Origin of the sequence: Novosphingobium sp. 9U, assembly GCF_902506425.1 — a bacterium.
Classification (GTDB): domain Bacteria; phylum Pseudomonadota; class Alphaproteobacteria; order Sphingomonadales; family Sphingomonadaceae; genus Novosphingobium.
The window spans coordinates 284,955-306,452 of record NZ_LR732469.1 but is presented as its reverse complement, the minus strand read 5'-3'; the positions used below and the strand labels follow the sequence as shown (position 1 = coordinate 306,452).

General features: G+C 65.1%; 20 protein-coding genes and 1 tRNA gene. 10 read left to right on the top strand and 11 right to left on the bottom strand.

Features of this window, described 5'->3' with window-relative positions:
• Position 1: 1 nt before the first annotated feature.
• A complete protein-coding gene (locus GV044_RS01360; protein ID WP_159864419.1) occupies positions 2-895 on the top strand; it encodes an ABC transporter permease in 894 nt (297 codons plus the stop codon).
• Between the two features lie 79 nt (positions 896-974).
• Positions 975-1,439 (top strand): nuclear transport factor 2 family protein, encoded by a 465-nt coding sequence (locus GV044_RS01355; protein ID WP_159864416.1) that lies wholly within the window; start codon positions 975-977, stop codon positions 1,437-1,439.
• A 26-nt stretch (positions 1,440-1,465) separates the two neighbouring features.
• On the opposite strand, the gene hspQ is transcribed toward GV044_RS01355, so the two are convergent.
• Positions 1,466-1,846 (bottom strand): heat shock protein HspQ, encoded by a 381-nt coding sequence (hspQ, locus tag GV044_RS01350; RefSeq protein WP_159870657.1) that lies wholly within the window; start codon positions 1,844-1,846, stop codon positions 1,466-1,468.
• Positions 1,847-2,013: 167 nt separating this feature from the next.
• On the opposite strand from hspQ, the gene GV044_RS01345 reads away from it, so the two are divergent.
• Both GV044_RS01345 and GV044_RS22000 read left to right on the top strand, forming a co-directional pair.
• Positions 2,014-2,103: transfer RNA gene (locus GV044_RS01345), tRNA-Ser, on the top strand.
• A 1,138-nt stretch (positions 2,104-3,241) separates the two neighbouring features.
• On the top strand, positions 3,242-3,487 hold the full coding sequence (locus tag GV044_RS22000) for a four-helix bundle copper-binding protein (RefSeq protein WP_236554586.1): 246 nt from the start codon (positions 3,242-3,244) through the stop codon (positions 3,485-3,487).
• Positions 3,488-3,906: 419 nt separating this feature from the next.
• Here the strand turns inward: GV044_RS22000 and GV044_RS01335 are convergent, their stop codons facing one another.
• Together GV044_RS01335 and GV044_RS01330 are read right to left on the bottom strand one after the other, a co-directional pair.
• Positions 3,907-4,383: an alpha-hydroxy acid oxidase gene (locus GV044_RS01335; RefSeq protein WP_236554920.1), complete on the bottom strand. Its 477-nt coding sequence runs from the start codon at positions 4,381-4,383 to the stop codon at positions 3,907-3,909.
• A gap of 223 nt (positions 4,384-4,606) precedes the next feature.
• Positions 4,607-4,990, bottom strand: a complete 384-nt coding sequence (locus GV044_RS01330; protein WP_159864410.1) for a TonB-dependent receptor plug domain-containing protein — start codon at positions 4,988-4,990, stop codon at positions 4,607-4,609.
• Positions 4,991-5,263: 273 nt separating this feature from the next.
• Between GV044_RS01330 and GV044_RS01325 the strand changes: the two genes are divergently transcribed.
• Genes GV044_RS01325 through GV044_RS01310 form a run of 4 tightly spaced genes read left to right on the top strand, consistent with a single transcriptional unit; the run spans position 5,264 to position 10,373 of the window.
• A complete protein-coding gene (locus GV044_RS01325; RefSeq protein WP_201298990.1) occupies positions 5,264-6,577 on the top strand; it encodes a glycoside hydrolase family 1 protein in 1,314 nt (437 codons plus the stop codon).
• Between the two features lie 36 nt (positions 6,578-6,613).
• Positions 6,614-7,498 carry an ROK family protein gene (locus GV044_RS01320; RefSeq protein ID WP_159870651.1) on the top strand — a complete coding sequence of 295 codons (885 nt, stop codon included), beginning with the start codon at positions 6,614-6,616 and terminating at the stop codon, positions 7,496-7,498.
• A complete protein-coding gene (locus GV044_RS01315; RefSeq protein WP_159864407.1) occupies positions 7,495-8,976 on the top strand; it encodes a mannitol dehydrogenase family protein in 1,482 nt (493 codons plus the stop codon). Before GV044_RS01320 ends, GV044_RS01315 begins: the two co-directional genes overlap by 4 nt.
• Before the next feature lie 41 nt (positions 8,977-9,017).
• Positions 9,018-10,373 carry a serine hydrolase gene (locus GV044_RS01310; RefSeq protein ID WP_159864404.1) on the top strand — a complete coding sequence of 452 codons (1,356 nt, stop codon included), beginning with the start codon at positions 9,018-9,020 and terminating at the stop codon, positions 10,371-10,373.
• Here GV044_RS01310 and GV044_RS01305 read toward each other — a convergent pair.
• The 8 genes from GV044_RS01305 to GV044_RS01270 form a co-directional block, all read right to left on the bottom strand.
• Positions 10,288-11,868, bottom strand: coding sequence for a M10 family metallopeptidase C-terminal domain-containing protein (locus GV044_RS01305; protein WP_159864401.1), 1,581 nt, complete (start codon positions 11,866-11,868; stop codon positions 10,288-10,290). The genes GV044_RS01310 and GV044_RS01305 overlap by 86 nt on opposite strands.
• A gap of 488 nt (positions 11,869-12,356) precedes the next feature.
• Positions 12,357-12,536: a hypothetical protein gene (locus GV044_RS01300; protein WP_159864398.1), complete on the bottom strand. Its 180-nt coding sequence runs from the start codon at positions 12,534-12,536 to the stop codon at positions 12,357-12,359.
• Positions 12,537-12,960: 424 nt separating this feature from the next.
• Complete coding sequence (locus GV044_RS01295) at positions 12,961-13,668, bottom strand: alpha/beta fold hydrolase (RefSeq protein ID WP_159864395.1); 708 nt, start codon at positions 13,666-13,668, stop codon at positions 12,961-12,963.
• A complete protein-coding gene (locus GV044_RS01290; RefSeq protein ID WP_159864392.1) occupies positions 13,665-14,738 on the bottom strand; it encodes an AbrB family transcriptional regulator in 1,074 nt (357 codons plus the stop codon). The genes GV044_RS01295 and GV044_RS01290 overlap by 4 nt, the downstream gene beginning before the upstream one ends.
• Entirely contained in the window at positions 14,735-15,388 is a 654-nt protein-coding gene (locus tag GV044_RS01285) for a YjbE family putative metal transport protein (protein WP_159864388.1), read from the bottom strand. The genes GV044_RS01290 and GV044_RS01285 overlap by 4 nt, the downstream gene beginning before the upstream one ends.
• A 4-nt stretch (positions 15,389-15,392) precedes the next feature.
• A complete protein-coding gene (locus tag GV044_RS01280) occupies positions 15,393-16,694 on the bottom strand; it encodes a CitMHS family transporter (RefSeq protein ID WP_159864385.1) in 1,302 nt (433 codons plus the stop codon).
• A 25-nt stretch (positions 16,695-16,719) separates the two neighbouring features.
• Complete coding sequence (locus GV044_RS01275) at positions 16,720-18,201, bottom strand: OprO/OprP family phosphate-selective porin (protein WP_159864382.1); 1,482 nt, start codon at positions 18,199-18,201, stop codon at positions 16,720-16,722.
• Positions 18,198-19,271 (bottom strand): ABC transporter substrate-binding protein, encoded by a 1,074-nt coding sequence (locus tag GV044_RS01270; protein WP_159864379.1) that lies wholly within the window; start codon positions 19,269-19,271, stop codon positions 18,198-18,200. Before GV044_RS01270 ends, GV044_RS01275 begins: the two co-directional genes overlap by 4 nt.
• A gap of 103 nt (positions 19,272-19,374) precedes the next feature.
• Between GV044_RS01270 and GV044_RS01265 the strand changes: the two genes are divergently transcribed.
• Complete coding sequence (locus GV044_RS01265; protein WP_201298989.1) at positions 19,375-20,040, top strand: response regulator transcription factor; 666 nt, start codon at positions 19,375-19,377, stop codon at positions 20,038-20,040.
• Positions 20,030-21,421, top strand: a complete 1,392-nt coding sequence (locus tag GV044_RS01260; RefSeq protein ID WP_159864376.1) for a sensor histidine kinase — start codon at positions 20,030-20,032, stop codon at positions 21,419-21,421. The genes GV044_RS01265 and GV044_RS01260 overlap by 11 nt, the downstream gene beginning before the upstream one ends.
• Positions 21,422-21,498 lie beyond the last annotated feature (77 nt).

Sequence of the window (21,498 nt, the reverse complement as noted above, 5' to 3'; positions counted from 1 at the left end):
CATGGCCGATCAACCCTCTTCGGCGGAACTCATTTCGCCCGCCCAGATCCCGGGGGCTCGCAGCTTTCCGGCCCGCACCTTCCCAGCAATGGGAGAGCCCGTGATCCACCAAGTGAACTGGATCGGGCTCAAGACCCTGTATATGAAGGAGGTGCGCCGTTTCTTCAAGGTGCAGACCCAGACCATCTGGGCGCCTGCGATCACGACCATGCTGTTCCTGGTCATCTTCTCTGTGGCGCTGGGCCGCGGCGGCAAGGAAGTGCTCGGCGTCAACTTCGCGACCTTCGTGGCGCCAGGCCTGATCGTCATGGGCATGATGCAGAACGCCTTCGCCAACGCGAGCTTCTCTTTCCTCTCGGGCAAGATCCAGGGCACCATCATCGACTTCCTGATGCCGCCGTTGACAGAGGGCGAGCTGATGCTGGCGATGACCTCGGCGGCGGTGACCCGCGCAATCCTGGTCGGCCTGGCGCTGACCGGCGCGATGCTGCTGTGGCCCGACGTGCACCTGCGGCCCGCGCACCCTTGGGCGATCGTATGGTTCGGCCTGATGGGCTCGTTCTTCCTGGCGCTGCTGGGCTTCCTGTCCTCGATCTGGGCCGAAAAGTTCGATCACAACGCCGCAGTCACCAACTTCGTGATCGCGCCGCTCTCGCTCCTCTCGGGCACCTTCTACGTCATCGACAATCTTGCGCCCGCGTTTCAGACGATCAGCCGCTTCAACCCGTTCTTCTACGTGATCTCCGGCTTTCGCTTCGGCTTCCTGGGCGTGAGCGACATCGGCGACACCAACACCGCCGTACTGCACTCCGCGATCGGCCTGGGTGTGCTCAATGCCGCTTTGGCGCTGGTGACTTACCTGGTGCTGCGCTCCGGTTGGAAGCTGAAGAGCTAAATCCGCTCCCTCGCGGGGACTGGCGCTGCCCATTAGAGCAACATAGCATCCTCCCGTCGCATTTGGAGAGGATCGCAGCATGGATGATGTCGAGGAGATCCGGAAGCTCAAGGCCCGCTACTTCCGTGCGCTCGATACCAAGGACTGGGACCTCTATGAGGCAGTCTTCGCGCCCGATGTCGTCGTCGACCTTACCAGGGCCGGCGGGCAGCGCGTCGTGGGGCGCGACGCCTTCATGGACTATGCGCGGGCCATGACCATCCTGCAGAGCGTGCACCACGGCCACATGCCGGAGATCGAGTTGACCGGCCCGGACAGCGCTACCGGCGTGTGGGCGATGGAAGACTACAACATCTGGGAGGATGGCAGCCAGAACCACGGCTGGGGCCACTACCTGGAAACTTACGTCAAGCGCGATGGCCGCTGGCAGATCGCGACCATGGCACTGTCCTACCTGCGGATCGAGCGCAGTTTCGGCACGCCCCCGATCATCGCCGGCGCCGATGGGCGGGCACACCTGAAAGGGCCGCGCCCGGCCGGCTGACCGACACAGCCTAGGCCATCAGGGCTCTAGTGCGAGACGCCACGGCGCACCTGGTAGTGGCCGTCGGCAAAGTCGTCGAACATCTGCGCAATCGAAGGATGGTCAACCGGCCCGCCTTCGCCATCCTCGAGCAGGTTCTGCTGGCTGACATAGGCGACGTAGCTGCTGTCCTCGCTCTCGGCGAGGAGGTGATAGAACGGCTGCTCGCGCTGGGGCCGGACGTCGGCAGGGATCGATTCATACCATTCCTCGCTGTTGGCGAAGACGGGGTCGATGTCGAAAACCACGCCGCGAAAGTCGTGCAGCTTGTGGCGGACGATGTTACCGATCGCGAAACGGGCGCGCGCGCTGCGCGGCGCTTCAATCACGCGGCCGGCTTGAGGGAGATAGAAAGAGGCACGGTTCATGCTGTTCATGGTCGAAATATAGGACCCGCGCAGAACCTAAACAAGCAAGTCGCCCGGATCATCCCCGATTTCCAGCGACAAAGCTCTTGGCAAGCCGACAACCTTGGGCTAACCGCGCGCTTCGCTCGACCGGCGGGACCCGTTCCCGCTACCAGCAAAGACCTCGCGGAGAGGTGGCAGAGTGGTCGAATGCGCCGCACTCGAAATGCGGTGTACCGGTGACGGTACCGTGGGTTCGAATCCCACCCTCTCCGCCAGAGACCCCTCCGCAGGGGGTCCCCGCAGTCCACTGGCATTGGCAAAATCGGCAGAAATGCAATGCTTTGCGGGATTGGCTGGTTCCTTCCCGTTCATGCCCATCCACATGCGATAGGCAAGGATCTTCCGACATCAGGTGCTCTGAAAGCCGCTGGGTGGGCCAATTGAGGGGGGCCGGCCGGCTGTCTAGGCACCCTCTCCAACGCCGGCCCCGGAATGTCGATTATTCACGGGTTCGCCCGCAGGTTCGGGATAGCAAACAAGGTTGGGGCGGCAAGAAAAAAGCCCGATCACTATGGATCGGGCTGTCAAAAGATTGGGAGAGGATGCCTGAAAGGCACACCCTCTCTATTGACGCATCCGTTATGGTGCAAGTGCGAAGGCGCGGGGGTTGGTTGCGCTGCGCGCAAGCGTGAGATCATAGCACGATCGGTGCGATACCTTAGATGCGGCGCCCGGCCGGGACCACGTCTTTGATCGTCTGAACGTAGGCCGACCCCTTGCGGAGAACGCTTTCGGATCAACGCACCTTAGCTCAGCTAGCCTACCAGACAAAGTCCGAGCGCTGCTCACCTGTTAGAACGGCGGGAGGGCCCTCTCCATTAGCCGTCTAGGTGCCAACAGGCGCGACGCTCGACAGCCTACCATCAGGAGCCTTCGGTGCCGCATGTCTTCCGAGTTGCGCAAGGGAATGGTATTGTGGACCGCAAGAAGGAGAGGCAATGTATTGGGCGAGCGCGCTGCTCGGCACGCTGCTGGTGGCTGCGGCGATCCAGTTGTATGATGTGCTTCCGCGGTCGAGGCGTGTTGTCATAGGGCTGGTCGGGACCGTCCTACTCATTATCGGGTTGGTTTGGCTCTGACTCTTGCGCGCGCTGTTGCGCCAAACGGATGGCCTGCGATGCACGCTCCGGACGCGAGCCTCGTAGGCCATTGACACTGCGGCGCACGGGCGCATCACCTCAGCTTAGACCAGAACACGAGAGGTAGCTTATGTCTGTTCGGAAGATGCTTGCGCTCCACCCCGACGCAAATGGCCACACCAACGAGCCAATGGCACAAACTGCGAAGCACGCAATGTACTGTGCGCTGTTCTGCACCTCCTGCGCAGATGCATGCTCGGCCGAGCCTATAGACATGGCGCAATGCATCCGCGCGTGCATCGACTGCGCCGACATCTGCAACGCAGCAGCCAAGGTCGGGGTACGCCAGACGTCCGATAACGATGCAATGGTGCGCGTTATGCTGACCGCCTGCTTGGAGGCGTGTTTCATGTGCGCTGCAGAGTGCGACAAGCACGATCACGAGCACTGCCGGCTATGCGCGACGATGTGCCGCGAATGCGGTCACGACTGCCGCGAAGCGCTGGCCACGCTGCATTGAGCGACATCTCCGCGCGAACAGCGTACAATGTGCGGATACGGCGGTCGAGAGGATTGCTCTCATCATGGATTACCGGTCGCCCGAGAGATAAGCATCACCGCCTTTTTGGCATCGCTGCGTCCGTCCGCACTCGTCCAAGAGAGTGAGCGGCAAGCAGCGCGGCGATCACAGGGGTAAAAGGTGAAGGCGTCCGCCAGCACGTGGACGTGATCGTATAGCTCCAAAGGCGGCGCCCGGCAGAGATGAACAAGCGGCTTAAGTGCGGAAATGCCCAAGTGCCGCTGAACGGCATTATGGGTCAAGATCGATATTGTCGTGCAGTTTCTGGCCGAGAGGTTCTCCAGCCGTAAGTTCAATGAATGCCCGTTGCACCAACCTGAGCTACATGACAGTGAAGTGGCCATGGAATGGTAATGCACTCATCCTTTGGATCGCCCTCGCTCCCGCACGTGGCGACGAGCCAAAGAGGCGCTGTCGTTCACCCCTGCGAGCGCCATGGTGCCTTCGAGCTCTTCGCTCAGCAGTGTCAGCACGCGGTCTAACCCGGCCTCTCCACCGGCTGGAAGGCCGTAGAGGTAGGGACGTCCGATCGAACAGGCCATTGCGCCTAACGCGATTGCCTTGACGATGTCGGAACCGCGCCGGATCCCGCCATCGCAGATAACGTCCGGTGCATCACCAACGGCTTCGCGGATAGCTGCAATCTGATGGGCGGGTGCGGGTGCGCCGTTCAACTGGCGTCCACCATGATTGGAGATCATCACGCCGGTCGCACCCGACTTTATCGACCCGCGAGCATCCCCCATCACGCCCTTGATGGCGAGCGGACCGTTCCACTCGCGCTCAAGCCATTCGACGTCGCGCCAGGTAACAGAACGATCGAACTGCCCCCATATAATCGAAGAGGCTTATGGGACCTGACGCCAGCGCATCCACCTTGTGGCTGACGTTCGCCAGATCGAATTTCGATCCTGTCAGCGCGGGCAGAGATCAGGTGGGGTGGAGAGCGAAGCTGAGCAGGAATTTCAGGGTAAGATGGGAGGCAAGGACAGGCCGCTCACCCCGTCGCGCTCCCGATTCCAGCGACAGGCGTATCCACGGTAAGTGCGAGGCCGTGGATCAGGTCGACTGCGCAGCGCCCGTAGTGATGCCGCGTAAGGTGACTTGCGCCTGCCCGGTGCGAACCGAGGTGAAGGTCAGGCCGGGAACTCGGGTGGCGTAATCCTCGAAGCGCACCGCGTCTTGCTTGGTCAAGTCCTGCGTGCTGAGCACCGCGACCGATGCCGGCACGTCCTGCAGGCGTTCGCTTCGCTTCTGCGCGGTGACGACGATATCCTGCGCGCCGGTGCTGTTGCTTGCGATGCCGCCATTGTCGGGTGCGACCGGCTCCGGCTGCGCAGTCGCCGACAACGTCTGCGCCGGTGCCAAGTGCGCCAGCAGGGCCATGGAGGTGGCGCCGGATAGCAGAACGCTGCGGATCACCGCGATCTTGAGCCTGGTCATGATCTCTCCCTTATGCGATACTTGGGTGCGTTTGCCGCATCACGTCTGATAGCTGCGATCCTCCTATCGGATAGGTTGAGGAGTGGCAGGCCACTCAGTATGCCGATCCGGGAAAAGGATGTGCCGGATCATCGCGGTGATCGGGCGACCTTGCAGGCGCAGCGGCACAGGCTCTCTGCCTCTCGGCAAACGCATCTGCCTGTCATGCGAAGGATAGCCGGATATAGCCGGAGGACTTCGGCATGGTGCCGGTCAACAGACAAGGAGCGGCTGATGCAAAGGCGCACCATCATCAAAGCTGCAGCGGCAGCCGCCTTGGCAGGCCGCGCCGGGATCGCTGCAGCGGCTCCTGCGCGTAAGGCAATGAAGGCACCCAAGGGCTTCTATTGGGGCACCGCCATCTCCGCGCACCAGAGCGAGGGCAACAACGTCAACTCGGACAGCTGGCTGAACGAGCATGTGCCCGGCACGTTGTTTCGCGAACCTGCCGGCGATGCCTGCGATAGTTACGACCGCTTCGAGGAGGACATCCGGATCGCAGCATCGCTGGGCTTCAACACGCATCGCTTCGGAGTCGAATGGGCGCGGATCGAGCCCGAGCCCGGCGTGTTCTCGCAAGCAACGCTCGACCATTATCGTCGTATGCTGGAGGCGTGCCACGCGCACGGTCTCGCGCCCATCGTCACCTATAACCACTTCACCGTGCCGCGCTGGTACGCCGCACGCGGCGGGTTCCTGGCGGTGGATGGCCCCGAACTGTTCGCCCGCTTCGCCGATCGCACGACGGCAAAGCTGGGCAACCTGATCTCCGGCGCAACCACCTTCAACGAGATGAACGCGCCGCGGCTGATCCCTGTGCTCGTTCCAGCGGCAGCCAAGATACGGCCGCGCGTGGCGCAGATGCTCGCAGCGTCGGCCAAGGCGTGTGGCTCGGATCGCTTCTCGTCCTGGATCTTTGCCGATGCTGACGAGATCGAGCCGCCGATGCGCAAGGCCCATGCTCTGGCTTATGCGGCGATAAAGGCTGGACCGGGCGATTTCCCGGTCGGCATCAGCTTGTCGATGCAGGAGTTGCAAGCGGTGACAGGCGGAGAGGCGCTCAAGGCGGACCTTGTGCACAAGCTTTATGGTGCGTGGTTAGACCCTGGCGTGCCGGCAGACTTTGTGGGCGTGCAGACATACACCCGCATCCTGATCGGGCCGGCGGGACCGATGCCGGTACCCGAAGGTGCGCGCAAGACAGACGCGGGCTATGAGTATTACCCGCCCGCACTCGGGGCCATGGTCCGCTACGCCGCGAAGCAGAGCGGCAAGCCGGTGATCATCACCGAAAGCGGCATCTCCACGCACGATGACCGTGAACGCATCAACTTCATCGACGAATGTCTGGAAGAGGTGCGCGACTGCCTCGCCGAATGGGTCGACTTGCGTGGCTACATCCACTGGTCGCTATTGGACAATTTCGAGTGGACCGCAGGCTACACCCAGCAGTTCGGCCTGGTGTCGGTGGACCGCGAGACGTTCGTGCGAACGCCCAAGCCCAGCGCACATTACCTCGGCCGCATTGCGCGTACCGGAACGATCTGAGCGCGCAAGGCCTGCTGGCGGAAGGAGAGTTCGATAATCGATGCGCCGCTGATCGCCGGCATCGAACTGGGCGGTACCAAGATCGATTGCATCCTGGCGCGCGGACCCTATGCAGTCGTGGACGAGGTCCAGATACCGACCACCGACCCGAACCAGACCTTGAGCGCGATCGAGGCGGTACTAGATCGCTGGCATGGCTTTGTCGCGTTGGGCATCGCCAGTTTCGGCCCGATCTCGATCGATTGCGGTTCCGCGTCCTATGGTCACATCACCGCGACGCCCAAGCCGGGCTGGACGAACACCGATGTCGCTGGGCGCTTGGCCAGGCGCACGCAGGTTCCGACCGGTTTCCACACGGCTGTCGTCGGCGCGGCGCTGGCGGAAGCGCGTTGGGGCGCTGCACAGGGTTTGCAGGACTTGGCTTACGTCACGGTGGGCAACGGCATCGGGGTGGGTCTGGTTGCAGGCGGCGAGCCGGTCGACGGGCTGACGCATAGCGAGTTTGGTCACATCCGCCCGGCTCGACAGGTGGGCGACCTGTGGCCCGGCGTGTGTCCGTTCCACGGCGACTGCCTGGAGGGGCTCGCTTCCGCTCCAGCGATCGCCGCCCGCGTTGGCGAGCCAGGGCAGACGCTCGCGCCCGACAACACGGTGTGGGATGGAGTGGCGCATGCATTAGGGCAGCTTCTTCACACCCTGGTGCTGACGGGCGTGCCACGCCGGATCATCATGGGCGGCGTCATGGTGGGGACTGCGCGTCTGTTTCCACGCGTACGCACCGCGATGACCAGGAGCCTGACAGGCTACGTGTCGATGCCGGAAGTCGCGCAAGCGGACACCTATGTCGTTCCCCCGGCGCTGGGGGACAGGGCAGGCCCGCTCGGCGCGATCGTGCTGGGCGAACAGGCGTTCCGATCGTGAGCCCTCTGCCGCTATCGCGCGCCAGCCTCCCGGCGCTCCGAGCAGATATCGGTCGCCCGGCCTACGTTCCCGCGCGTGTGGCGGCAGGGATCGTGCACCTGGGGCTTGGCGGCTTTCACCGCGCGCACATGGCACGCTACACCTGTGCGCTGATGAACGCCGAGCCCACGGCAACTGAGTGGGGCATCATCGGCGTAGGCCTGCTGCCCGCCGATCGCCGCATGCTCGAAGCCCTGGAGCCGCAAGACGGTCTCTGCCCGCTGATCGAGCGGCAGGATGAGAGCGAGACGGCCACCGTGATCGGCTCGCTCTGCCGTGTCATATTTGCCGGCGAAAGTTCGCGTGCAGTGATCGAGGCGATCACCGATCGCGCTGTCCGGATCGTGAGCCTGACCAGCACCGAAAACGGGTACTGCCTGAACCCCGCCACCCGGCAACTGGACTTCAACCATCCGGCGATTGTCCATCATTTGGCTCATCCCCACGGACCGCGATCGGCGATCGGCATCCTGGTCGAGAGCTATCGTTGTCGCAAACAGCGCGGCTTACCTGCATTCACCGCACTGAGTTGCGACAACATCCAGCACAATGGCGCGGTGCTCTGCCGCGCCGTGCTGGCAGTGGCAGAGCGGCAGGATCCTTCGCTCGCCGACTGGATCACGCGCGAGGCGAGCTTTCCCAGGACCATGGTGGACCGCATCACCCCGGTTACCATGCCCGAGGATATCGCCGATCTCGCCTCGTCCTACGGCATCGCGGATCGTTGGCCGGTCGTGTCGGAGCGGTACACGCGATGGGTGGTCGAGGACGCCTTCGTCGCCGGACGGCCCGAGTGGGAGCGGGTCGGCGCCCAGTTCGTCGATGACGTCCAGCCCTATGAGATGATGAAGCTGCGCCTGCTCAACGCCAGCCATCTCGGCATAGCGGGGCTCGGCCGTCTCGCCGGCTACACGCACATCGACGAGGCGCTGCCCGATCAGGACATCCGCAGCTACATGCAGGCGTCGATGGACCGGGAGACCGGGCCCACGCTGCCACCGCTGCCCGGCGTTGACCTGACCGCTTACAAGGCGGAACTCGTCGTTCGGTTCTCGAACCGACGGATCAAAGACACCGTCGACCGGGTCAATGCGGATGCGCCGATCAATCTGCTGCTCGACCCGATCCGCGATCGCCTGGCGGCTGGTGCGCCGATCGAGTTGCTTGCCCTCGCGCTGGCGGCATGGCTGCGCCGGGTACGTGGCGAAGATGAAGCGGGGCAGCCGCTGGTGGTCGCGCATCCGCTTGCCGGATTGCTGCGGGAAAAGGCGCTGGAGGGCGGCGCTGATCCTCGCGCGCTTCTGTCGATCAAGCCGTTGTTCGGGAACTTGGGCGAGAGCCCAGGCCTGATCGGTCCGGTGGAGCGCTGGCTCCGGTCGCTCTATGCGTCCGGCGCCCGAGTAACACTAGCTCAGGCACGAAAGGCATTCACTTCGTGATCCATCCTCTGGTGAAGAAACTCAAGCCGGGAGCGAAGGTAATGAAGCGCTTCCCGATGCATGCCGCGATCGCGCTGCTGGGCCTCGCCCCCACTGGCGCGGACGCGCGGGCTCCTGTTCCTGCACCGGCGACCACGCGCAAGGCAGCAGTGGCCTTTCCGGCGGTGCGAGCCTTCGTCGATCCGGTTGTGCGCGATGGCAAGGTACCCGGCATCGCCATCGCAGTCGGCGTCGGCGACGAGCCGCCCACCTGGATCGTAGCCGGCAAGACGGCCTTCGGCGGCAGCATGCCGGCCAGCCCGGACACGCTCTGGCGCATCTACTCCATGACCAAGCCGATCACCGGCATCGCCGCGATGATCCTGATCGACGAGGGCAAGCTGCGCCTCGATCAGCCGGTCAGCGACTTCTTCCCGGAGTTCGCAACGGCCAAGGTCCTCGTTGACCCCGCCAAGGCCATGATCACGCGGCCGGCGAAGCGAACGATCACCATCCGCGATCTGATGACGCATACCTCTGGCCTGAACTACGCCATTCTGCCGAATACGCCGGCGCAGCAGCAATTGCAGGCGCAGGGTGTGACGCCTTTCCAGTTCAACCGTGTGCTGGAGTCGAGGATGCGGCCATTGCGTGCGCCGAACCTGGCCGAATTCGCTGGTCGCGCAGGACGCTCGCCGCTTGTGGCTGATCCCGGCACGGCGTGGAACTACTCGATGGGACTAGACGTGCTTGCGGCTGTGATCGAGAAAGCGAGCCGCATGCCCCTTGCCGACTTCGTGCAGCGGCGACTGCTGACGCCGCTGGCCATGACCTCAACGGGATGGCGAGTGGACGCGACTCAAGCCAAGCGTCTCGCAGCCAGTTACGGCCCGCGTGCTGCGCTGGAGAAGACATGGCCTGGTAGCACCACGCCGGTGAACGACACGATCGCACTGTTGGATCGCCCTGCGACTTCGGTCTACCTGAATGCGCCCAGCTTCCCTTATGGCGGCGCCGGGCTGGTGAGCACAGCGCGCGATTACGATCGTTTCTTGCGCATGTTGCTCAACGACGGGCGTCTGGGCAGCAAGCGCATTCTGAGCATCAACACCGCGCGATTGGCCAAGTCCAACCTGATGCCGGCGGGCGTGTTCATGAACGGCCCTGGTCCGGTCGCCCCTGGCGAGCCGGCGGGGTTCGGTGCGGGTGGCTTTGTTGTCCTCAAGGACGTCGATGGGTTCGGCAGAGGCAAGGGTGCGTATGGCTGGGACGGTGCTGCTGGCACCCGGGCCTGGGTCGATCCGGTGCGTCACGTTCGTGCGACGATGATGATCAACATGCTCGGTTCGATCGGACTGGGCAACGACTTCGACAAGGCTCTAGCCAGGGACTTGGCCAAGCTGCCCGTGCAACCATAGAGTTCTGCCGGACGGGTCTGTGCGACTTCAGGACGGCAGCTTTGCCGTCGATGTAACGAGCCAAGGCGCTGTTGGTGGCGAGCGGCTCGAGGACGAAGTCGGCCGCTGAGAGGTGATGGTCGCCATCCAGCTGGATCAGGAAATCGGCGGCATTATCCCTGTCTACATTGCCCGCAATCCAGGTCGCTTTGCCATCTGACCAGACCGCCAATTGCCGGGGTGCGGTGAATGGCCGCGCCGGGATGAGGGTGAAGGACTGCCGGCCTGGGCTGGAGCTGTCAGCGTCCATACGCGAAAGGCCGATCCGGTCGCCAGGTGCGAAGTCGAGGATACGGTCTGCCCTCTCCGGAGCTGGGCCGCTGTCCAATGCTTCCAGATAGAGGAACCGGTCATGCCCCGCGCCGACTCTCAGCAGGTCACGTCCGCCTCGGCCTGCGATGACGTCGTCGCCCGCTGTGCCGCTGATCGAATCGTCCTGGGCGCTGCCCTCCACGATGATCGGCAGGCGGCCAGGCGGCCCGGAATTTGGATCGACACTGTTGCCGCTGATTAACAGCGTGCCCACTGTTTTGACATAAGCGGCCTTCTGTTGTGGCGACAGCCAGGAAGGTAGACCAAGGCTCGTCATGTATGTGGTCGGCCAGTGCGCGGCGACGGCGTTGAACATCGATTTGAAGCCTGTCAGACCCTTGAAGGCGGGCAGGAACACGGACACACCCGTCCGGTCGGTGCCGCCATTCGTGATCACGGGATCGTTCAGGGCCGTGTACCCGGTCACGACGCGGTCGAGCGCGTGCGGATCAACACCGAAGTACCGCGCCGATTGCGGTCCCCAGTTCGGCACTCCAAACACGGTTATGCTGAGGCGTGAGTTGACCGCCTCACGTCCATGCGCGGCAACCGCTTCCATGCCAACGAAAAGCGCATAGCCGGCACCCAGCGAATGGCCGGCCACATGGATGCGGGCATGCGCATAGCGGGGATCGCGCCAGATGCGCTCGAACAGCACATCGGCCCACTTCGGCTCTGCGAGCACGCGGCCACTGGCCAGCGCCTCACCCTGGATGAGATCGCCTATACCCTGGGCGCCAGCAAAGGCGAGGATCACATCGGTGACCTTGCCGGTGCTGTCCACGCGATCAATGGTCCCGGCGAAGAACAGGCCGTCGCCAGTTCGCTCTACCCTTGCATTCGTGTAGCCGCCACCCAATGAGATCGGTGGCATGCCCGTGTGCTTGCTCAGCATCTGCCAGGCGGCGCCGAAGTAAACCAGCTCGGGCAGAGTAACGTGCGTGCCGGCTGACTGTGGCGCTGCGCGACGCTCGCCGCTGTTGACCGATGCTTGCCCTACCGCCGCCTCCATTATGGCGGTGGGCGGGGCGGTCTGTCCAAACTTCGCACCAACAAGCAGCAGGAGCGCTGCCAAGCCTACTCCGGAAGCTAACAGCGTGATTTCGAAAGCCTTTCTCAAGCTCGCCACCTTGTGAATGTTCAATGATGAGGGCAACGGTAGATCGTTGGCTCACGGCCAAACGTGCAGCAGAAGCTGGTCGCTAGCCATCAACATCAATTTGCCGGCAAAAACTCATGGTTTGCCTCGCCATATACAAGCCTCGATAATGGTCGCTTCGGCCGCTTTGTAGGCCGTCTGCATGGGACGCTGGTTCTTCCGCGTCCTAGGGAGTCGAAGTCAGTCGGGGCATGCTGGTGTTGGCACCTTGAGGCCAATCACCTCGATACAGTGACGCTGGCGTTGAGAACGGACAGACCGTCGATTGCCGCTAACGCGCTTCCATCCCCTGAGTGATCACTCCCACGGGCTGCGCGCATGCCGATGCTTGTGCGGATAACATGAACGGGCGACTCAAGTGGAGGAGCTGAGAGCTGGCTGTGAGTGGCCGCAACTCGGTCGTTGTTTGTACGAATACAGATCCTTAGCGCAACCGCTCCCCGCCGGTGGCGGGCGCATCGATCACACCATCGCTAGCTGCTGTCAGCGCTGCCGAGCCGGATCACCATCAGCTCGCGCCACAGCATGAGCCCGAACGAGGCGATCGAACCCACGTTGCGGGCGTACGCGTGGGGGAACGGCGTCTCGCCCAGATCAAGGACTGGCCTGAGAGGAGCCGCGTCAATGGCGTTGCATGCCTCGGCTGCGATCATCTGCACATCTGCATTTTGACCCCACAGTGAGGCCTGGAGCCCTCGGCGGCGTCTCGCGCTCCAGGATTGCCACGTCCGTGCTAGGCCACGAGCACTTGGAGATCGGCCAAGCTGCCTTCGTTCCATCGCTCTACACCCGCGAGCTTGCTGTAAGCCGGATCGTGCTGCCGCGCGGCACCATGCGCCACCGTGAATGGCGCTTGTCGTCCGGTGAGAGCGGATCAGCGGGACGATCAAGTGGATACTGCGATAACATCCCTTAGCGCCCGCCGGAACGACTGGTCGACAATCTCGTGCAACGATCTCCGCACACCAACCATAACTAGGACCGCGGCATCTCTCCTCGATTCATCGGGCGAAGGCACCAATGTGATAGCCGGCACTAAGCGCCTGCAGGCGATGGGCGAGAAGGTATGTTCATCTGTCACCGGCAACCACGCGGTGTCACGGGGTCGCTGAGCACCCGGCGTGGTGAACCCTCTGTTAGCCACTCGCGCAGCAATCCGGTTACTTCTCCCGGCCTCTCCATGGGTGCAAGATGGCCGCAGTTGCGCAAGACGTGGAAGCGGCTGCGCGGAACGCGATCGGCGAGCGCTCGAGCATCATCGGGCAGGCATATCCGATCGCGATCCCCCACAGCGACGAGCGTCGGCACCTTCACGCTGTCGATTGCCGGTCCGATGTCGGGGCGTTGAAGGAGGGCGCGCTGCTGACGCTCGAAGACTGGGGCGCCGACGCGCTCGGCCATCGCCTGGACGGGGCCGCTCACGTTGGCGGAGAGCATCGGGTCGGCGGCGGGCGCGGTCGCCAGCGTGCCTTGCTCGCTGACAGTGCGGGGGCGCATCTGCATCGACGCGCGCGTGGCGAACAGTGCGACGCGCTCGATCCGCTCGGGCGCCTGGCGGATCATCTCGAGAGCTACGTAGCCCCCCAGGCTGACGCCCGCCACTGCGATGCGCGGCGGAGCGTGGGCGAGCACGCGGGCGGCCATGGCGGCGAGCGTGTCGTCGACGGTGAGATCACCCAGCTCCGGGTGCGCAATGTCGGCCAGGTCGATTACCTGGCGCGCCCAGAGCTGGCCGTCGCACCCCATTGCAGGCAGCAAGACGAGGGGAATGGGCTTGCGGATCATCGTTGGATCTCCGGGCGAAAGGCAAGGGGCGCGGCGACAAGCACGAAGACCACGCGGGCAAGGTGATGAATGACGACGACGCCGGGCTCGAGCGCGAGGCTGAGCGCCACCATGCTCATTTCCGCGAGTCCACCGGGCGAGTAGGCGAGCGCGAGCAGGGAGAAGTCGAGCCCCGTCAGTTGGCCGATCGTCAGTGCGAAGGCGAAGGTCACGCCCAGCAGGATCAGGGTGGAGCCGGCCGCGAGCGCGATGATGCGGGTGAAGATAGGCAGAGTGAGCCCACCGAAGCGGCAGCCGATCGTGGCGCCGAGCCCCACTTGCGCGGCGGAAAGCAGCCAGGCGGGGACCCGGAAGTCGGTCAAGCCAGACAGGTGCAGCGCGGCGCTGACGGCAAGCGGGCCCATCAGATGCCAGGCCGGCAGGCGCAGCGCGCGGCCGAGTGCCAGTCCGACGATCCAGCTGCCGCCGCCCCACAGCAGCAGCGAGGCATCGGGCCAGACCTCGGGCGCAGTGACGGCTAGGGGCGGCGCCTTGGCCGACTCGTGCAAGTGGCGGATGATGAAGGGCAGGGCGAACACCACCAGGAAGATGCGGGCGGCGTGGATCAGGCCGACCGTGCGCTCGTCGGCGCCGCGCTCGCCACCCATCAGCACCATCTCGGCGATGCCTCCGGGCATGCCGGCGAAGTATGCGGGCGCAGGGTCGAAGCCGGCGACCCGGCGGAACCAGGTGACGCACAGCACCGCCGCGATCGTCAGGAACACCGGCAGCAGCAGGAGCGGCAACCACCATTCGCGCACCAATCCGGCGAGACCGGGATGGAACGATGATCCCAGCACGACCCCGATCACCGCCGCCATCGGCCGGCGGGTCGCCGGTCCGGCGGCGACCGGGAGACCGGCGATGCTCGCCACCGCGGAGGCCGCCATCGAGCCGAGCACCCAGGGCAGGGGTGTGTGTAGGCCTGCGAACAGCGCGCCGCCGAGCGCGCCCACCGCCACCGCGGCAGCAAAGCGCACGACGATGCGGGCGCCGTCGCCTTCGGTTTGCGCGGCCGGGTCTGCGCTCATGCGAACAGGGTCAGCACGCCAAGCGCAGGGTCGGTCAGGCCTTCCCAGATCATTCGCAGCGCGACGTAGAGGATCACCAGCAGGCCGACATAGGCCATCCAGCGATAGCGCTCGATGACGCGGGCAAGGACGTTGGCGGCAAGGCCCATCAGCGCGACGGAGAGGATCAGCCCGACGGCGAGGATGCCGGGGTGATCGCGCGCTGCGCCCGCGACGGCCAGCACGTTGTCGATGCTCATCGACACGTCGGCGACCGCAACTGCCCAGGCGGCGGTCCAGAAACGGCGCGGGGCTTGGGCGACGAGCGGCTCGCCTGCGTCGTCGTCCACGGCTTCGCGCAGCTCGCGCCACATCTTCCAGCCGACCCATAGCAGCAGCAGTCCGCCGGCAAACACCAGGCCGACCACCTGCAGCAGCTGCGTGACCATCAACGCGAAGGCGATGCGCAGCAGCAGCGCCGCGGCGACGCCGATCAGGATGACCTTGCGGCGCATCGCCGGGGGCAGACCGGCAGCAAGCGCGCCGACGACGATGGCATTGTCCGCCGCGAGCATGACGTCGATCAGCACGACCTGGGTAAAGGCGGCCAAGGCGGACGGGGAGCCGAGGTTCGAGAAGTCGGCGACGATGTGGTTCCAGAGGTCCGTCATGGCGTCACCCCACCAGCGGGAAGGCGAGGACGAGCATGCCGACCAGCGTCATAACCACGCACACCAGCGTCGCCGGGATCAGGGTGAAGCGCTGGTGGTCGGCCAGGTCGATGCCGGCCAGGCTGACGAGCAGGTAGGTGGAGGGCACCAGCGGGCTCATCATGTGGACCGGCTGTCCCATCAGCGAGGCGCGGGCGATCGCCATGGGCTCGATGCCGTAGTGCGCGCCCGCCTCCGCCAGGATCGGCAGCATGCCGAAGTAGAACGCATCGTTCGAGATGAAGAAGGTGAACGGCAGGCTGAGAGCGGCAGTGATCGGCGCCATGTAGGGCCCGAGGACCGGCGGGATGACGCCGACGACTTCGCGGCTCATCGCCTCGACCATGCCGGTGCCCGAGAGGATGCCGGTGAAGATGCCCGCGGCGAAGATCAGCGAGACCACCGCCAGCACGTTGCCGGCATGCGCGGCGATGCGCTCCTTCTGCTCGGCGACTTGCGGGTAGTTGATGATCATCGCGATCGCGAAGGCAAGCATCATCAGGATCGAGAGCGGCAGCACGCCCAGCACGAGCCCGGCGAGCAGCATGACGGTCAGCAGCGCGTTGATCCAGCGCAGCTTGGGGCGGCGCGCTTCAGGAAACTGCGAAACGGCCATGCCGGTAAAGGCCGTGGGCTCGTTGGTCGGAACATGGCCCAAACGACGGCGCTCCTTGCGGCCGAACCAGGCGGCCAGACCGATCAGGAAGGCGATGCCGGCGATCATGCCGGGGATCAGCGGCAGGAACACTTCCGCCGGATCGAGCTTCAGCGCGCTGGCGGCCCGTGCCGTCGGCCCGCCCCACGGCGTGAGGTTCATGACGGCGCTGGTGACCATCAGCAGGCAGCACAAGTACAGGCGGTTCATGTCGAAGCGCTTGTAGAGCGGCAGGAGGGCGGCGATGGTGATGATGTACGTGGTCGAACCGTCGCCATCGAGGCTCACCAGCGCGCAGAGCACCACGGTGCCGATCAGGATCTTCATCGGATCGCCATGGACGATGCGCAGAAGGCGGTTGACCAAGGGATCGAATAGGCCCGTGTCGGTCATGATCGAGAAGAACAGAATGGCGAACAGCAGCATGACCCCCGTCGGGGCCAGGTTCTTGATGCCGTCGATCATCATGTCGCCAAGGCCAGTGGAAAACCCGGCGATCAGCGCGAAGATGGTGGGGACCACGATCAGCGCGACCAGCGGCGTCATGCGCTTGGTCATGATCAGCGTCATGAAGGTGGCCACCATGAGGAAGCCGTAGAGAGCCAGATTCATCGCGGATGTCCTCGTATGGAGGTGGTCAGAACGTGACGCCGATGCGCGTGCTGATGGTCTGGCCCTTGTCGGAGCCCACAAAGGCGCCGGCCCGGTTGTCGGTGTTCCAGTGGATGGCGTTGAGCTGGAGGCGGGTGAAGCTGTTGAGGTACCAATTGGCGCCGACCGTCGCCGCCCAGCCTTGGCCGCCGCTCAGGATGTCGGTGTAGTCCAGGCTCTCGTAGCGGGCGGTGAGCTCGATCGCGCCGGGGCCGCCCTCGAAGATCGGCGAGAGCACGGTCGGCTGACCGAAGCTGCCCAAGCGCGGGTTGTAAGGAGGTAGGTCGCCAGTGACGAACCACCCGCCCGACACGCTCCACGCCTTGCTGACGAAGTCGGGCCGATCGTTGTCGAGGCGGGCGTGTCGCTGGCCGGCCTCGGCCATGATCCAGACCGGGCCGGCATAGCCGCCCAGCTCGGCGCCGTAGCCGGTGGTGCCGGTGCCGCCCGTCAACGTGCCGCTGGAGACGCGCAGTGCGCCGTTGAAGCGGCCGCCGATTACGGTGTTGCGGGTCAGCGCGGTGGCGGCCTCGGACAAGTGCTCGTCGAAGCCCCAGAGCCCCAGGTGCAGCACGCCACGATCGGCCTTGATCGGGTTCCAGTGCGCGCGGGCGAGCACCGTGCGGCTGTCGCTGGTGGTCTGGTTGCCGTCCACCCGATCGCCGGTCAAAGTCAGTGAGGCATGGGCGGTCTTCCAGAACAGCCGCGGCATGATCCCGATGCCATAGAAGCCGCGCTGCGGAATGATGGCGGTGGAGACTGTGCTGCGCTCCAGGAACGGCGTCGAGTCCGATCCGGTCGAGCCCTCGAAAGCACGGTCGTTGAACAAGTGACCGGCGCGCACGTCGTAGTCGAGGCTCTTGGCGATACGACCGCGCCAGCCGATGAATGCGGTGACGATGTCGACTTCGTTCTCGGAGAAGTCGGTCTCGAACTGATAGAAGAACTGCGTGCCGACGCCGCCCTCCACGCCCATGCGCAATGCGCGCATGCCAGTGACGGTCAGGTTGCGGTCCTTATAGCGCGAGCCGAAGGTAGAGCTGACATCGGCCAGGATGCGGCCGCGCGGCTTGAAGGTGAAGTTGCCGTCAGCGGAATGGAACACCGGCAGTCCGGCGCCCCATTCGGTGGTGACGCCCGCCGCGTTTGCCTCTTGCGCACGGCGAATGTCCCGCTCGGCCGGGCCGGGCGGCACGATCTGCGGCGCATAGGGCGTTGTGACCGCGACAGCACGCGGAGGCCTGCTTCCGGTAGGCGCAGGCGAGGGTGACGGAGCAGCGGCGAGCACGGGCGGCTGCGCGGAAGCTTCCCTCGCTTCTAGCTTGTCGAGGCGTGCCTTGAGTGACGCGATCTCTGCGGCTTGTGCGCGGACCAGGGCGGGAAGCTCTTCCTCGCTGGGCGCTTGCGCGAGGGCGGGGCTGACGGCTGCGAGCGCGAACGATGCGCAGCCGATGGACAGGAACTTCATTTCAGCTTGGCTCCTTCGGAAAGGATCGCGTTCCAGTCGGCCAGGAACCGACGGCGCTTGATGGTGTCGAGGTGAACGAGAAGCTGCGGGCCGACCCGGATCGGCCGCGCCTTGCCCGGCGCCAATCGCGGCGAGCCGACGTCGCCGCGCACCGGCAGCAGCCACTGGCGCGCGAGCAGCGACTGTCCCGTGCGCGAGAGGAGGAAGTCGAGGAACAGCTTGGCCGCTGCCGGATGCCGCGCTTCGCGGGCGATGAAGGCGACGCGCGAAGCGACGATGGTGTAATCGCGCGGGAAGACCACGCCGACCCGTCCGTTGCTTCGAGCAAGCCGGATCGCGTAAGGTCCGACCACGTTGTACGCAATGGCTACGCGGCCTTGCGCCACCGCGTCGAGCATCGGCTTGGTGGTGCGCGACAGCAGCGGGCGCGTCGCTGCCATCGCCTGCAGCAGCGATCGGGTGTCACGCGTGATCGCATAGTCCTCGACCAGGTACTGGTAGCCGACATCGGAGCGTGCGGGATCGTACGTTGCGATCTTGCCGGCGAGGAACTTGCGCCGATCACGAAGCAGGCGTTCGAAGGCCTCGTGCGTGCGCGGCACTTGGCCCTGGCCGATCAGTCGCTTGTTGTAGACCAGCGCCACCGGCTCGGCGGTGACGCCGTAGCCCATGTTCTTCCACACCGCGGTCGCAGGCAGGGCAGGCTTCTCGGGGCTTTGATAGGCTTGGGCATAGCCGTCGTTGATGAGCTTGGCTTGCAGGTCCATGGCCGACGACCAGACCAGATCGGCACTGGGCCGACGGGCGCGCGTCTCGCTGACGAAGCGGCGGTTGAGGTCGGTCGATCCCAGGTCATTGTACTGTACCTGCACGCTGGGGAAGGTGCGGCGGAACGCGGCGATCAGCGGCGCCATCGTGGCTGCATCGGCATTGCCGTAGACGCGCACGATCCGCTCGGCACGAGCCGCGGCCATCAAGCTTTCGTAGGATCGCGGATAGCCGGCGGGGCGCTGCGCGGCTGCCGGCACGGCAAGCCCCACAATCGAAAGCAGCACGATCAGATTACGCATCTCTTGCAAGCTCCTCTGGCTTCCCGGCTCTGCGTTCGGGTAAGCTCGCAGTCATGGGCTACCGCACCAACCTGTCATCAACCTTTCACGGAAGCGGCAGGCCATGCGCATCCTGATCGTCGAGGATGACGCGGCCTTGGCGCGCAGCATCGTCGCATTGCTGCGCGGAACGGGGCACGCGGTGGACCACGTCATCACCGGCGAGGACGCGCTGATGGTCGCGCCCGACGAGCCCTATGGGCTTATCGTGCTCGACGTTGGCCTGCCGGGAATCGACGGTTTCGAGGTGCTTTCCACCCTTCGCCGGCGCGGCGAGCGAGTGGCAGTGCTGATGCTCACCGCGCGTGACGCATTGGACGATCGCGTGCGCGGGCTGGACCTCGGCGCCGATGATTACTTGCGCAAACCGTTCGCACCCGAGGAACTGGAGGCCCGTATTCGGGCGCTCGGGCGACGGCGGGGTGGCGACCCCACGCCCGAGCTGACGGTCGGCACGCTTGTGCTGAACCGCTCGACGGGCGAGGCACGGGTCGGTGAACGCGTGCTCGAATTGCGGCGGCGCGAGTGGGCGGTGCTCGACGCGCTCGCCAACCGGGCGGGCCAGATCGTTTCGCGCGAGACGCTTCAGGCCGAAGTGTTCGGCTATGACGAGCCGGTCGGCCCCAACGCTATTGAGGTCAACATCACCCGTGTGCGAGGCAAGCTGGCGCCCGACGGCCCTGCGATCCGCACCGTACGCGGAGTAGGCTACTTACTCGATGGCCGCTGAAACGTCTGAGCGCTCGCTGGCGCTGCGCACGCGGCTGCTTGCCTCGATGATCGCGCCGCTGCTGGTGATCGCGATCGTGCTGGGGCTGGCCGGCGCCACGCTGATCGCGGACGTCGTGCGCCGCACCAACGATCGCGTTCTGGGCGGCGCCCTCGGCGCGATCTCGGAAACGGTGCAGGTGGAGCGCGGCGAGGTCACACTGGACTTGCCGTCCGCCGCTTTTGGCATGCTAGAGAATACGGAGCGCGACAATGTCTACTACCGCATCGCGGTAGGGGGCGAGCTGCTGACGGGCTATGCCGACTTGCCCGCGCCCCGCATCAGCGAGCTGCGCCTCGATGAACCGCGCTTTCGCTATGCCGACTATCGCGGGCAGGGCATCCGCATCGCCGAGGTGCGCCGCTCGCTGCCAAGGATCGAGCAGCCGGTGGTGGTGCAGGTCGCCGAGACGCTGGAGGGGCGCAACGCCTTGTGGCGCCGGCTGGTCCTCGCACTGCTGATCGGCGAGGTCTTGCTGATCGGCGTCGCGGTGCTGCTGGTCCGTCCCGCACTCGCCTGGAGCTTGCGGCCGCTGGATCGGCTGCGCAACGCCGTCGCCGCGCGTGACACGCTCGCCACTCCGGACTTGTCGCCGCTGCGCCCCGGTCCGCTGCCGGTCGAGTTGCGCCCCCTCTCCGGTTCGTTCGACAATCTGCTGGCCCGGCTCGAGCACGCGACCGAGGGCGTGCGGCGCTTCACTGCCGACGCCTCGCACCAGATGCGCACGCCCCTCGCGGTGCTAAAAGTGCAGGTTGCGCTCGCCCGGCGCGGCGACCCGCAAGCCCTCAGTGAAATCGGCGATGCCGCGGATCGTCTGGAGCACCTCGTCACCCAGCTTCTCGCCCTCGCACGCGCCGAGGAGGCGGGCACCTCACCCCCGCTTGAGCAGGTGGACCTTCGCGAAGTCGCCGTCGCAGTGATCAACCGCCGCATCGCTCAAGCCATTGATGCGGGCATCGAGATCGCTTTCAACGCGCCCGAAGGAGGCCTGCCGATCGCCAGCCATCGCACGCTGCTGTTCGAGATCCTGTCGAACCTCGTCGACAACGCGATCCGCTACAATTGTTCGGGAAGAACGGTCGCGGTCACCATCAGCCGCGAGGAGCAGGAGACCGTGATCTGTGTAGCCGACGACGGGCCTGGACTGTCGGATGCGGACCTTGGTCGTGTGGGCGAGCGTTTCGTTCGCCTCACTACCAGTGGCGACGCGGAGGGCAGCGGGTTAGGCCTCGCCATCGTCCACTCCGCCGCGCAGCGCTTGGGTGCTCGCCTAGCGCTGACTAACACGTACCCGGGCTTGCGGGTGAAGCTGGCGCTACCCACGCCCGCGGGCGCAGTTTGATGGTGCCATGTTGGCCGCCTATCTCAATGTGAATGATGGTGGGCGAGAAAACGTGACACCTCACTGCCGAGATCGGT

Coding starts and splice junctions, on each gene's coding strand:
- hspQ (WP_159870657.1), bottom strand. CDS start 1,846: ATGAACCGTGCCTCTTTCTATCTCCCTCAAGCCGGCCGCGTGATTGAA.
- GV044_RS01355 (WP_159864416.1), top strand. CDS start 975: ATGGATGATGTCGAGGAGATCCGGAAGCTCAAGGCCCGCTACTTCCGT.
- GV044_RS01290 (WP_159864392.1), bottom strand. CDS start 14,738: ATGAGCGCAGACCCGGCCGCGCAAACCGAAGGCGACGGCGCCCGCATC.
- GV044_RS01285 (WP_159864388.1), bottom strand. CDS start 15,388: ATGACGGACCTCTGGAACCACATCGTCGCCGACTTCTCGAACCTCGGC.
- GV044_RS01325 (WP_201298990.1), top strand. CDS start 5,264: ATGCAAAGGCGCACCATCATCAAAGCTGCAGCGGCAGCCGCCTTGGCA.
- GV044_RS01280 (WP_159864385.1), bottom strand. CDS start 16,694: ATGAATCTGGCTCTCTACGGCTTCCTCATGGTGGCCACCTTCATGACG.
- GV044_RS01360 (WP_159864419.1), top strand. CDS start 2: ATGGCCGATCAACCCTCTTCGGCGGAACTCATTTCGCCCGCCCAGATC.
- GV044_RS01310 (WP_159864404.1), top strand. CDS start 9,018: ATGAAGCGCTTCCCGATGCATGCCGCGATCGCGCTGCTGGGCCTCGCC.
- GV044_RS01265 (WP_201298989.1), top strand. CDS start 19,375: ATGCGCATCCTGATCGTCGAGGATGACGCGGCCTTGGCGCGCAGCATC.
- GV044_RS01295 (WP_159864395.1), bottom strand. CDS start 13,668: ATGATCCGCAAGCCCATTCCCCTCGTCTTGCTGCCTGCAATGGGGTGC.
- GV044_RS01260 (WP_159864376.1), top strand. CDS start 20,030: ATGGCCGCTGAAACGTCTGAGCGCTCGCTGGCGCTGCGCACGCGGCTG.
- GV044_RS22000 (WP_236554586.1), top strand. CDS start 3,242: ATGGCGCAATGCATCCGCGCGTGCATCGACTGCGCCGACATCTGCAAC.
- GV044_RS01300 (WP_159864398.1), bottom strand. CDS start 12,536: ATGATCGCAGCCGAGGCATGCAACGCCATTGACGCGGCTCCTCTCAGG.
- GV044_RS01330 (WP_159864410.1), bottom strand. CDS start 4,990: ATGACCAGGCTCAAGATCGCGGTGATCCGCAGCGTTCTGCTATCCGGC.
- GV044_RS01270 (WP_159864379.1), bottom strand. CDS start 19,271: ATGCGTAATCTGATCGTGCTGCTTTCGATTGTGGGGCTTGCCGTGCCG.
- GV044_RS01275 (WP_159864382.1), bottom strand. CDS start 18,201: ATGAAGTTCCTGTCCATCGGCTGCGCATCGTTCGCGCTCGCAGCCGTC.